General features: G+C 68.2%; 8 protein-coding genes. 4 read left to right on the top strand and 4 right to left on the bottom strand.

Annotated elements, in window-relative coordinates:
* Position 1: 1 nt before the first annotated feature.
* Together AC0VYB_RS14225 and AC0VYB_RS14220 are read right to left on the bottom strand one after the other, a co-directional pair.
* Positions 2–1,615, bottom strand: a complete 1,614-nt coding sequence (locus AC0VYB_RS14225; RefSeq protein WP_475385266.1) for a DEAD/DEAH box helicase — start codon at positions 1,613–1,615, stop codon at positions 2–4.
* A gap of 228 nt (positions 1,616–1,843) precedes the next feature.
* Entirely contained in the window at positions 1,844–2,959 is a 1,116-nt protein-coding gene (locus AC0VYB_RS14220) for an alpha/beta hydrolase fold domain-containing protein (RefSeq protein WP_475384763.1), read from the bottom strand.
* Positions 2,960–3,213: 254 nt separating this feature from the next.
* On the opposite strand from AC0VYB_RS14220, the gene AC0VYB_RS14215 reads away from it, so the two are divergent.
* Positions 3,214–3,918 (top strand): peptidyl-tRNA hydrolase, encoded by a 705-nt coding sequence (locus AC0VYB_RS14215; RefSeq protein WP_475384762.1) that lies wholly within the window; start codon positions 3,214–3,216, stop codon positions 3,916–3,918.
* Positions 3,919–3,924: 6 nt separating this feature from the next.
* Here AC0VYB_RS14215 and AC0VYB_RS14210 read toward each other — a convergent pair whose 3' ends face one another.
* Both AC0VYB_RS14210 and AC0VYB_RS14205 read right to left on the bottom strand, forming a co-directional pair.
* Positions 3,925–4,107 carry a hypothetical protein gene (locus tag AC0VYB_RS14210; protein WP_475384761.1) on the bottom strand — a complete coding sequence of 61 codons (183 nt, stop codon included), beginning with the start codon at positions 4,105–4,107 and terminating at the stop codon, positions 3,925–3,927.
* Between the two features lie 99 nt (positions 4,108–4,206).
* Positions 4,207–7,845, bottom strand: coding sequence for a choice-of-anchor G family protein (locus tag AC0VYB_RS14205; protein ID WP_475384760.1), 3,639 nt, complete (start codon positions 7,843–7,845; stop codon positions 4,207–4,209).
* Between the two features lie 544 nt (positions 7,846–8,389).
* On the opposite strand from AC0VYB_RS14205, the gene lhgO reads away from it, so the two are divergent.
* From lhgO to AC0VYB_RS14190, 3 genes are all read left to right on the top strand, one after another.
* Positions 8,390–9,598 carry an L-2-hydroxyglutarate oxidase gene (lhgO, locus tag AC0VYB_RS14200; protein WP_313450131.1) on the top strand — a complete coding sequence of 403 codons (1,209 nt, stop codon included), beginning with the start codon at positions 8,390–8,392 and terminating at the stop codon, positions 9,596–9,598.
* A 168-nt stretch (positions 9,599–9,766) separates the two neighbouring features.
* Entirely contained in the window at positions 9,767–10,759 is a 993-nt protein-coding gene (galE, locus tag AC0VYB_RS14195) for a UDP-glucose 4-epimerase GalE (RefSeq protein WP_063250682.1), read from the top strand.
* A 92-nt stretch (positions 10,760–10,851) separates the two neighbouring features.
* Positions 10,852–12,207, top strand: a complete 1,356-nt coding sequence (locus AC0VYB_RS14190) for a sodium/glutamate symporter (protein WP_063250680.1) — start codon at positions 10,852–10,854, stop codon at positions 12,205–12,207.
* The last annotated feature ends 15 nt before the right edge of the window (positions 12,208–12,222 follow it).

Genomic DNA, 12,222 nt, shown 5'->3' with positions numbered 1-12,222 from the left:
CTCAGCTGCTCGTCGAGTAGACCTGCTGGGAGCCGCCGGCGCGTGAGCGGTTGCGGCGACGGGTCTCCGCGGTGGTCCCGCGCGCATCCGAACTCCGCCGCGTCCCGCCCTGGGACGAGGCCGCGGCGCGGGACTGACTCCCTCGCGTCTGGTCCGCGCGAGACCGGGACCTGTCAGAGGTGCGTCCCTGACCCTTCGTGCCGTTGTGGGCGCGTCCGGTACGGGACTCACCGGATCGGGAGCTGCGCGTCGTCGACGCGGTGTTCTCTGAAGTCGGCGCGCCGGACTTCGCACCAGTCTGTCCGCCGGTACCGCGGCGACCGCGGCGGCGACGCGCGGAGCGCTTGTGCGATGGAGCCTGGCCGGCAGGTGCGGCCTCCGTTCCCCGCACCTTCTCCGGCTGGCCCTCCTGGGGTTCGACGAACGGGGCGACCTCGCCGACGAGCGGGCTCACCTGAGCGGAGTCGGCGGTGACCTTCTGCGGCTTGACCGAGATCTTCGCCTTGCGCAGAAGTGCCAGGGTGTCCTTGCGCTCCTCGGGCGTCATGATGGTGACGACATCACCGGCGCTGCCGGCGCGCGCGGTGCGACCTGAGCGGTGGAGGTAGGCCTTGTGCTCGGTGGGCGGGTCGACGTGGACGACGAGTTCGATGGCATCGACGTGGACACCGCGGGCGGCCACGTCGGTTGCGACGAGGACCTTGACGCCGCCCTCGGCGAATGCGGCGAGGTTGCGTTCCCGGGCCGACTGGGACAGGTTGCCGTGCATGTCGACGGCCGGGATACCCTGCTTCGTCAGCAGCCGGGCCAGCCTCTTGGCGCGATGCTTGGTGCGGGTGAAGAGGATCCGGCGACCGGATCCAGATGCCAGCCGGTGGACGAGCTCGCTCTTGTCCTCGGGGGTGACTTCGAACAGATGGTGGGTCATCGCGTCGACGTGTGAGGTCGGATCGTCGACCGAATGGAGCACCTGGTTGTGGAGGAACCGTCGTACGAGCTTGTCCACGTCGTTGTCGAGGGTCGCGGAGAAGAACATCCTCTGACCCTTGACCGGGGTCTTCGCGAGCAGTCGGGTGACGCCGGGCAGGAAGCCCATGTCGGCCATGTGGTCGGCCTCATCGAGAACGGTGACCTCAATGCAGTCGAGGGAGACGATGCCCTGCTGGAGGAGATCTTCGAGCCGACCGGGGCAGGCGACGACGATGTCGACGCCGGCGGCCAGCGCGGTCTCCTGCCGCTTCTGCTTGACCCCGCCGAATATCGTCGTAGTCGTCAGCCCGCACGCCTTGGCGAGCGGGTCGAGTACCGCTGCGATCTGCGTGGCGAGCTCACGGGTAGGAGCGAGGATCAGACCGCGCGGGGCGCGGCCCCTGGCCGGTCGTGACGGCTGCGTCTCGGCGAGCCGGGCGACCATGGGGATGGAGAAGGCGAGGGTCTTGCCCGAACCGGTCTTCCCGCGGCCGAGCACATCGCGTCCGGCGAGGGTGTCACCGAGCGTGTCCTGCTGGATGGGGAACGCTGCGGTCTTGCCGTCGGCCGAGAGCTGATCGACGAGAACGGTGGGGACGCCGAGGTCGGAGAACGAACGGGCGGAAGTGGTCGTGGACGCAGTGATGGCGTGGCCTTTCGACGCGCCGGGGTACTCGGCATCCGCGTGTGCGGAGGGAGCGGAACTTCCCGGCAGGGTGTCCGAACGCGGGACCGCGTTCTGGTTCGCCGAGAGGAATGTCGTGTGCCGCAGCCGGTGAGAGCGTGCGCAGAGTCGAGAGGTCCTGACGACGCAGGGATTCCGCAGAGCGGAGATCGCAAGGCCTCCAACGATACACCCCAGAGGCTGTCGGCGTCAGTCCACCCGACCGAGGTGTGATGCAGCGAACGTCGAGGCCGCCTCGAGAGCGGCGTTCGCCTCGTCGAGCATCCTGCCGAAGTGGAGGAAGGAGTGGAGGACCTGCGGGTACTCGATGTATTCGACCTCGGTGCCCGCCCGCCGCAGGAGAGCCGCGAGGGCGCGACTGTCGTCGCGCAGAGGGTCGAGTCCGGCGGCGGCGATGAAGGTCGGGGGAAGGCCGCGGAGATCAGCGCCGAGGTGGTCGACGTAGGGGCTCTCTGCGTCTGCGGGGGACGAGTAGTGCAGAGCGGCGATCGACGCGAGAGCCTCCGGGGTCATCCCGTCCCATGCGCCGCCGAAGAGTCGCCTGCTCTCGGAGTCGGTGAGACCGTGACCGCCGTAGAAGAGGAGGAGCGCCCTGATGGAGGTGAACGCCTTCTCGACGCCGACGCGTTCGGGTGTGTGCTGGATGCGTTCGGGTTCGTCGCGCAGGAGGAGGGCCGCTCCGAGGGCGAGCATCGCCCCGGCGGAATCGCCGGCGACGGCCAACCGGCTGCCGTCGATGCCCAACGTGCCGCCATGGGCGACGAGGCGGTCGATGACGGCGGCGCATTCGAGCAGCGCCTGCGGGAAGACCGCCTCCGGAGAGAGCGAGTAGTCGACGGCGATGACGGCGGCTCCCGAGGCGACAGCGATCACCCGTGCGATCCGGTCGTGGGTATCGAGGTCGCCGAGGGAGAAACCTCCTCCGTGGAGGAAGACGACACCCGGGAGCATCGAGTCGTCTGTGGGTCGGTGGATGCGCACGGGTACCTCGACGTCGCCGACCCGGATGTACGCGTCAAGCCTCTGTGCCATCGTCGGTCCGTCCTCATTCCAAAAGGCGCGTTCGGCACGGTACTCGGCTCGGGCAGCAGCGAACTCCGTCGGCGCCAGGGCGTCCCTGGAATCGTCGGGGACAGCCTCCCGTCCTTTACGGGCGGTGACGACATCGTCGGCGGCCTTCCGGCATTCGGCGGCGCGAGCATCCTGGACCCGGAGCACTTCCCGCATCTGCGTCGACAGCGCCTCGCGGATGTCCCGCGGCATGGTCGACCCCTGCGGAGAAGGGGAGGTCGCATCGTGAGTCATCGTGTCCCTCTTCGGATCTCTGAACGCGCGGACGTGCACCGTCCAGCCTACTCGCGGGGTCGCGGACCCCGGAGTGCGCGGTCCGGGCGATCTCCCGGCGGCCCGCGCCCGTAACCGGTCTCGGCGGGAATAAGCGGTGGCCGGCGACGTTGTCATAGTCGAAGTGAGTGATCGACAAGGGCACGCGAAGGCACACGCGCTCGCGTCGACGAATGTGCCGAGGCCGGGGAGCCGGCGGGGGACGGAGGAAGCAGATGTCAGAGCAGACGCGGATCGAACAGATGCGCCGACACGAGACCGATCATGAAGTCCCGTGGTCGCTGCCGATCGTGGTCCGCAAGTCGAAGACGGGTCTGTCTCGCCACATCGACGTGCTTGAGGCCACGGCGAGAGCCGTGGTCACGTTCCTCGACGATCCGCGCTCGCAGCCGGGCGGAGAGTGGAGCGACGCTGTCGCATACTGGCGCGACGGGGCAATCCGCAAGGTCGTGCGCCGCGGCGACGGGAAGAAGCTCGAGGATGCCCGTGCTCTCGGCAGCGTGACTGTGAGCTTCGGTGGGACCGAAGACTATGCGCCGGCAGAGGCGTCGGTCTTTCCGCCCGGGCCGGTCTCCCCGCTGCCGCCGCAGCTGTCGAAGCTGCAGGTCGGGGGCACGGAGTTCCCCGCCGAGGGAGAGACCTCCGTGCCCGCCGCCGAGGCGGTCGTGACGATCGAACTCTCCCCGCTGGTCACTCTGACGACGGGCAAGGCCGCCGCTCAGGTCGCCCACGGGGCCCAACTCGCCTTCGAGCAGATGTCGCCGGAGCAGCGAGACCGATGGCGAGAAGCCGACTTCAGTCTCCGCGTCGTCACTCCGAGTGAGGCCGATTGGCGCACGGCAAGCAGGCCCGTGAGCGTCATCGACGCGGGCTTCACCGAGGTGGACGGACCGACGGAGACCGTCCGCGCCTGGTGGTGACGGAGATCAGGTGCTCTCGGGGAGCTCGTCCTCTTCGCCCTCTTCGAGCGGCCTCGTCTTCGTGCCGTTCCCGAACTCATCGAGAATGATCCGGCGTTTGACCATCTCGCCGGTCTCCTCGTCCATGACTTCGATGATGTCGCCCGGGTGGGTCGACGGCTGATAGAAATCCTCATTGACTCCGGTCATCGGAACCACCTCCCGTATTCCACTGACGGTACCCTCGTGTGACCTGAGTCTCAAGCATTGTCCGGCGAGGCAGTCCTCCTGATTCTGAAACCGCTGATCTCATCGGCCTGCCGAGTTCCGGTTCCGGCGAGTGGCCAGCGTGACCGCCGCGCCGGCGGCCAGGAGCAGACCGGCGAATCCGAGCATCGCCGTCAGGCCATCGGTGCCCGTCCTCGGCAAGTCGCCACCACCTCCGGATGCGTTCGCGCTCGACCCCGCCGAACCGCCCGCTCCGCCGGAGCTGGACGAACCGTTTGATCCGGCGGAACCACCGGAACTCGCCGAACCACCGGCGTCGGAGGCTGCGGTAGAGGACGACCGGGAGTCCGAGTCGGCAGTCGCCGACGTCGACGCATTCCGGTCGGAGGCGGCGTCGACAGACGCCTTTGAGGAGGCATTCGCGGCCGCTTCCGTGGAGGCTTTGCTCGACGAGTCGGCATTCGAGGCTGCTTCCGCCGCTGCTGATTGATCGGCGTTCGCTGCCGCCGACTTGTCGGCATCGGCGTCATCCTCATTGTCCGCGTTGGCGGCTGCCTGCGAGGCTTCGTTGGCGGCGGCATTCGCATCCGTTGTCGCATCGGCGGTGGTGTCGGTGGTGGAGTCTTCCGTCGCTGCGGACTCGGCTGCTGCTTCGGCGTTCTCGTTGGCAGCTGCCGAGGCGGTGGTGTTCGCGTCTTCGTCGGCTGCGGCTTGTGCCGCGGCTTGTGCGGCGGGGTCGCCATTGTCATCGGCATTGGCCGATGCCGAGGCGGAAGCAGCGGCATTGACGTTGACTGCGCCATCGGGGTCGGCAGAGGCGTTGGGATCCGCCGAAGCGTCTGGGTTTGCCGCAGCATCCGGATCTGCCGCAGCGTCCGGGTCTGCGGTGGCGTCGGGATCCGTGGAGGCGTCGGCGTTGGCGGCTGCTTCCACGGAGGCCTGGGTGGATGAGTCGGCGGTTGAGGCGGCTTCGGCTGCTGAGGAGGCGTCGGCGTTCGCTGCCGCTGATTGATCGGCGTTCGTCGAGTCCGTGCCGTCGGCGTTGGCTGCTGCCTTGGCTGCTCCCTTGGCCGCTGAGTTCGCATCCGTTGTCGCATCGGCGGTGGTGTCGGTGGTGGCGTCTTCCGTCGCTGCGGACTCGGCTGCTGCTTCGGCGTTCTCGTTGGCTGCCGCCGAGGCGGTGGTGTTCGCGTCTTCGTCGGCTGCGGCTTGTGCCGCGGCTTGTGCGGCGGGGTCGCCGTTGTCGTCGGCGGTGGCCGATGCCGAGGCGGAAGCGGCGGCGTTGACGTTGACTGCGCCATCGGGATCCGCGGAGGCATCCGGGTCTGTCGAAGCATCTGGGTCCGCGGCTGAGTCAGGGTCGGCTGCCGCGTCAGGATCGGCTGCCGCGTCGGGGTCGGCTGCCGCGTTCGGGTCCGCCGAGGCGTTCGGATCTGCCGTTGCGTCGGGATCCGTGGAGGCGTCGGGGTCGGTTGCCGCGTCCGGGTCCGCCGAGGCGTCTGGGTCAGCGTTGGCGTCGGGATCTGCCGCCGCGTCCGGATCCGCGGTTGCATCAGGGTCGGCGGCCGCGTCGGGATCCGCGGCTGCGTCCGGGTCCGCCGCAGCGTCCGGATCTGCCGCAGCGTCCGGATCTGTGGCCGCGTCGGGGTCGGCGGCCGCGTCTGGGTCTGCCGCAGCGTCCGGATCCGTCGAAGCGTCGGCATCGGCCGCAGCCTGCGCCGAGGCTTCATTCGACGAGTCAGCGGTCGACGCGGCTTTGGCGGCGGCCGCAGGTCCGGCGTCAGCGGCTGCGGAGGCCTCCGCATTGGTGTCGTCAGTGTTGTCCGCCTGCGCCGCAGCCTGCGACGCCGCGGTCGACGAGGCGCTCGGATCTGTCGTTGAATCGGCCGAAGCCTGCGACGACGCATCCTCGGTGGCTGCCGATTCGGCCGCCGCTTCAGCGTTGACGTCAGCTGCTGCCGACGCGGTCGTGTTCGCATCGTTGTCGGCTGCGGCCTCCGAGGCAGCCTGGGCTGCGGGGTTGCCGTCGTCGTCGGCGGTGGCTGACGCGGACGCCGATGCCGCGGCGTTCGTGTTCGCGTCCGGGTCGGCTTCGTCCTCGGCGCTGGTGCGCACCGACGACGACGCGAGGTTGACGTCGACCGCGTCGGCGCCGGGAAGGACCTCGAGGCTGACCGCGTTGACCGTGAACATGTCCCGCGGTGCCGCCGCGGCTGCGAACGCCTCCGCCCGATCGCCCTGCTGTGGCACCGGCGTAGTGAATTGTTCGTTGATGGTGAGGTCGATGACTTCGTCAAGTGCCCCGAAAGCTGGGTCGAGAGTCCTCAGGACGGGATCGATCAGTCCCGTGACGGAGCCCGACACCTCCTCGGCGGTCGCGGTGATGATCGAACCGACGACCGGTTTCGTCACCGCGAGGACCGCATCGATCACCGGCGTGGTGATCGCGCCCAGCACGGTCCCGACGGGGACTCCGAGCAACGAGAGATCGGTCGTCACCGTGGGCTGTGAGGAATCGGTTCCCGCGAGCTGCCCCAGAGTCGCGTCGACAGTCACGGTGCCGGTGACCGCGGGAACACCCAGGGCCGAGATCCGTCCGGGCAGCTCGATCTTCACGTGCACATCGTTGAGTGCCTCGGTGAGAGTCTCGTTGACACGACCGCTGAGCGCCCCGAGAGCATCGGCGACGGCTGTCGTGATCGTCGAGATCGTGCTCGAGGTGAGCACCTTCGTGTTCGGCGCCAGTCCATTGAGATCCTCGCCGTTGCCTCCCTCGACGATCTTCGCGAGATCGATCGCGATGTCCCCCTCTGCGATGTCGATCGATACGATGCCCGACTTGTCCTCGAGCTTGTCCCGCACGGCGTTCTCGACGACGCTGTTGAGAGCATCCCTGACCTCGACACTGACTGTGGTGTCCGCTCCGCCGACCCCCACCGAGGCGATGCCTGCGTTGACGTTGACACCGATCTTCGCGAGTTCGCCGGCGAGCCCCTCGTCGCCGATGGCATCCTCGAGCGCGCTGCCGGAGCCGTCGACAGCAGCCTCGAGGGCATCCGAGAGGTCCGCCAGGGCAGGGCTGGAGAGCGTGAGCACGCCGTCTGCGACGACGTAATCCGAACTCACGGTCTCGGAGTCAGCCTCGGCACGCGAGGCCAGCGCACCGAGTTCGAGGCTGAGGTCATCGACGACCTCATCGGTGACATCGCTGAGCCCGAGCTGTCGCAGCAGGGGAGTGAGACTGACCCGAGCATTGCCGTAAGCGCCGGGGTTGGCAGGATCGACGTTGATCGCCCCGTCCTCGCCCACTGCGCCTGCACTCGCGACTGCGCTGTCGTACGACGGAGCATGACCGAAGGCGTTGAGCGCGCCGACCTCGCCGAGGTGGAGCAGACCGTTTCCGTCGTCACCGCTGATCAGCGGCAGCGAGACGTTCGGGAGTTGGACGTTGAGCGCCTGCAGTGCGGCCACATCGAGAGGAGTGTGATCCGCGGTCGGACTCGACGGGTAGGTGCTTCGGGCGGAGGCGACGTCGAGAAGGTCGGCGCTGATGATGTCGGTGTCGATCAGCTGGCCGTGGGCCTCGGCGAGCTCATCCGGGTCGACGGGCACAGCGGTCCCCGGCGCGGTGATGAGAACGGTGAGGCCGACCGCCGTGGCGGCGGCGACTGCGCCCAGCGTGGCGCGACGTCGGTTGCTGGATCGGCTGCGAGTCGTCATGGCCCCCACTTCGGAAGAGATCGGCGTTGATTCTTGAGCATTGGCTGAGTGCGCACCGGCAGTCTGCCGAGCGTTCCATTACGAGATTACGGAGTCATGAAAAAGTAATCACGAGGTAATTCATAACGTTATAAATCCGTTACTGTTACCGGAAGGTAGAAAGTGCAGAGTCCAGCAGAGGTGTAGTGGGTAGTAATTATGAATTCAACTACGGGCGAGATTCACCGGACACCCAGCTGGGCGGCTTCGGTCGATCGATGAGCACCTGGCCGCCGGGTCCCCTCTTCCTGCCTGGCAGGAGTGGCGATGCGGCGGCAGATTCGGGCCGCGTCCGACGCGTGGATGAGCGCTCAGAAGGCAGATCGGTCCCGCCGGACTGTCCTGATCAAACCTCCGTCTTAAGCGTCGTTAATGAGAACTACAGAGGTGACACCCTCGAGAGGAGTCCAGTCTGCGAGGCGTTCGTCGCGTATGTCGACATCCTTCGATAGGGTGCGAGAACCGTGATGATCGAGGGCGGCCGAGCCGCCGCAGGAGGGCGCCCATGGGCAGACGTGTCGCCGTCATCGGCGCGGGCATCATCGGTGCCGCGGTCGCGAGAGAGCTTCTCCTGCGCGACGACGCGGTCGATGTCACCCTCTACGAGAAGGAGAGCGGACCGGCCGCGCACCAGACCGGACACAACTCCGGTGTCGTCCATGCGGGTCTCTACTACGAACCGGGCAGCCTCAAGGCGACGCTGTGCCGTCGCGGGGTGACCCTGCTGCGCGAGTTCGCCGACGCCCACGACGTCGCCGTCGACGAGTGCGGGAAGGTCGTCGTCGCCACCGATGACGTCGAGGTCACGCGGCTGCGCTCCATCTTCGAGCGGGCCGAAGCCAACGGCGTCCCCGACGTCGCGATGCTCGACGCCGATGAGCTCAGTGCCGTCGAACCGGGCGTTCGCGGCGTCGCCGCCCTCCACTCACCCCACACGGCGATCATCGACTATCCCGGACTCACCGCAGCAGTCGTCGCCGACTTCCGACGCCGAGGCGGTCGGGTGCGCTTCTCGACGCCGGTGTCCCGGATCGAGCGCCGTCGGGGACCGCGAGGGGAGCGTGCCCTCGTCCGCTCGGACAGGGACGCCCACGAATTCGATGCCGTCATCGCCTGCGCGGGCCTCCAATCCGACCGACTTGCCGCCCGCTCCGGAGAGAGCCGCCAGCCCTCGGTGGTGCCGTTCTTCGGCCAGTACTTCATCCTCGACGACAGTGCCGGCGACGTCGTCAACGGCCTCGTCTACCCGGTCCCCGACCCGAAATACCCCTTCCTCGGCGTCCACGTCACCCGCCGCATCGACGGCGGCCTGATGATCGGACCCAACGCCTTCCTCTCCCTCTCCCGGGAGGGCTATTCGGGGCTCGGGTTCAGCCTCCGCGATTCGCTTGCCGTCGCCGCTGACACAGGCTTCTGGCGATTCGCCGCCGGCAATATGGCCACCGCCTGGCGTGAGATCGGAGGCGTCCTCTCCACCGAGCGCTTCGTCGCCGAAGCCGCCCGCTATGTGCCCGAGCTCGCCGGGGCCACCGGGCACCGGGCGACCCGGGGCATCCGAGCCCAGGCGATGAACCGCGACGGCACCCTCGTCGACGACTTCGTCATCGACCGGGCCGGACCGACGATGTTCGTCCGCAATGCACCCTCCCCGGGAGCCACCTCGGCGCTGGCCATCGCCGAACACCTCGTCACGGCCGCGGTCATCGACACCTGATCTCCGCACCGGTCACCCCGCCGGCCGCGGACAAGGCACCCGAACGCCGAATCAGCGCTGGTCAGGAGCGCACGTGGCGCCCGGACCCCCGGCCCGTCTAAGCTTGACCCGGCATCGCCGAGGCGCAATCCGGGATGCCGGTCACTGACACAGCGATGAAGGAGATGCATGGCGGTTCTGGTCACCGGAGGTGCGGGATACATCGGCTCGCACGTGGTACGGCTGCTCACGGAGCGCGGTGACGACGTCCTCGTCGTCGACGACTTCTCGACGGGCATCGCCGAACGCGTCGACGGACTGCCCGTGCTCGACCTCGACCTCGCAGCCTCTGACGCCGAGGACCGCCTCGTCGCCGCCATCGAGGAGCACGGCGTCGACTCGATCATCCACTTCGCCGCGAAGAAGCAGGTCGGCGAATCCGTCGAACTGCCCCTGCACTACTACCGACAGAACATCGGGGGGCTGGCGAACGTGCTCGCTGCCGTCGACCGCACCGGCATCGACTCGCTCGTCTTCTCCTCCTCGGCCGCGACCTACGGCATGCCTGACGTCGCGCTCGTTCCCGAGGACCTCGACTGCCGACCGATCAACCCGTACGGGGAGACCAAGCTCATCGGCGAATGGATGATCGACAACGCGATCACCTCGGCGACGATGCGCGGCAAGGACTTCAACGCCGTCAAGCTGCGCTACTTCAACGTCGCCGGCGCGGGCTGGCCCGAACTCGCCGACACCGCGGTGATGAACCTCATCCCGATCGTCCTCGAACGTCTCGCCGCCGGCAAGGCCCCCGTGATCTTCGGCGACGACTACGACACTCCCGACGGCACGTGCATCCGTGACTACGTCCACGTCAAGGACCTCGCCGAGGCCCACATCGCGGCACTCGACTACATGAAGTCCGGGGACACCACCGAAACCGTGTTCAACGTCGGCACCGGCACCGGAGCCTCCGTCAGGGAGGTCATCGACGCCATCGCCGAGGCGACCGGACGTGAGATCGTGCCCGAGATGGGGCAGCGGCGGGCCGGTGACCCGCCTGCCCTCGTCGCCGACGTCACCCGGATCTCGGCGCTGCTCAGCTGGAAGGCCGAGTACGGGCTGCCCGAGATCGTCCGCAGCGCCGTCGCTGCCGCGGGAATGCTGCCCGACCCGAAGTAGGCACCGGCCCCGCGCCTGCCTGTCGGCCCCCCGGCTGCCGCCCATCGCACCGCCATGCCCTCAGGCATGCCCTGAGCTAGGAGACCCGCCCCGTGGATCCCACACCCTTCACCCCCTACGCCCTGCTCGTCGACGCCGGACTCATCGGCGGCCTCCTCGTCATCGGCACGATCCTCCGTGCCCGGATCCGGGTCCTGCAGACGATGATGGTCCCCGCAGGCGTCATCGCCGGGTTCATCGGTCTCGCGTTCGGACCCAACGGTCTCGGCTGGCTGCCCTTCTCCGACCAGCTCGGCACGTACAGCTCCCTGCTCATCGTCGTCGTCTTCGCGTGTCTGTCGCTGACGAGCGACTTCAACATCTTCAAGATCGGCCGCTCGGTCGCCGGTTTCGCCAGCTACGGGGTGCTCATCTACGCCACCCAGACGGCCTTGGGCATGGGGCTCGTCCTCTTCCTCCTCGGCCCCCTCCTCGGCGCACCCGACCATGTCGGACTCCTCCTCTTCGCCGGATGGGCCGGCGGGTTCGGCTCGGCGGCGGCGATCGGCACCGTCTTCACCGAGGCAGGCGACCCCTCCGTGCAGTCGCTCGCCTTCACTGCCGCGACCGTCGGCATGCTCACGGGCATCATCGGCGGGATCATCCAGGCGAAGTTCGGCGCCAAGAAGGGCTATGCGCGCGAATTCGCCGGCATCGGCACGGTCCCCACGGAACTGCGCACCGGCGTCCTCGACCACGACGAGGACAAGCCGCGCATCGGCACGCACATGTTCTCCGCCAGTGCGATCGAATCCCTGACGTTCCAGGCCGGCATCATCGTCGCGGTCGCGGCCGGTGCGTACGGGGTCAACCTCATCCTCGGCGATCTCATGCCCGCGGTGACCTTCCCCCTCTTCTCGATCGCCTTCATCGTCGGACTGCTGCTGCGTGGCATCCTCGTGTCGACGAAGACGACGAAGTTCATCGACAAGGAGACGCAGAATTCGATCTCCGGCACCGCGACCGACGTCCTCATCGTCTGCGGCATCGCCTCGGTCGTCCCGAGTTTCGTCGCCGACCAGTGGCTGTCGCTGCTCATCCTCTTCATCGTCGGACTCGCCCTCTGCCTCTTCCTCGGCCTCGTCGTCGCCCCGCGGGTGATGAGCGAAGGGTGGTTCGAGCGCCAGCTCTTCACCTGGGGCTGGGCGACGGGAGCCGTGGCCACGGGCATCGCCCTGCTGCGCATCGTCGACCCCAAGCTCAAGTCGCGCACCCTCGAGGACTTCTCGCTCGCCTACCTGCCCGTCATCCCCGTCGAGATCGCCGCGGTGACCTTCGCCCCGCTGCTCGTCATCGCCGGTGCGGCCTGGGCGGTCGTCGGCATCTGGGGCGCTATCGCCGTGGCCGCGGCGGCCGTGGCCCTGTCGATCATGGCTGCGAACAGGCGGGAGCTCGTGCCTACCGCATAGTGCGATCCGCGTTCG

This window comes from Brevibacterium sp. Z349TD_9 (assembly GCF_056173565.1).
The sequence above is the reverse complement of the archived record's forward strand: the minus strand, read 5'-3'. Positions and strand labels throughout refer to the sequence as shown.

What these genes read in the sequence shown, in the direction of transcription:
- AC0VYB_RS14215 (WP_475384762.1), top strand. Translation starts at nt 3,214, where the DNA reads ATGTCAGAGCAGACGCGGATCGAACAGATGCGCCGACACGAGACCGAT.
- AC0VYB_RS14210 (WP_475384761.1), bottom strand. Translation starts at nt 4,107, where the DNA reads ATGACCGGAGTCAATGAGGATTTCTATCAGCCGTCGACCCACCCGGGC.
- galE (WP_063250682.1), top strand. Translation starts at nt 9,767, where the DNA reads ATGGCGGTTCTGGTCACCGGAGGTGCGGGATACATCGGCTCGCACGTG.
- lhgO (WP_313450131.1), top strand. Translation starts at nt 8,390, where the DNA reads ATGGGCAGACGTGTCGCCGTCATCGGCGCGGGCATCATCGGTGCCGCG.
- AC0VYB_RS14220 (WP_475384763.1), bottom strand. Translation starts at nt 2,959, where the DNA reads ATGACTCACGATGCGACCTCCCCTTCTCCGCAGGGGTCGACCATGCCG.
- AC0VYB_RS14205 (WP_475384760.1), bottom strand. Translation starts at nt 7,845, where the DNA reads ATGACGACTCGCAGCCGATCCAGCAACCGACGTCGCGCCACGCTGGGC.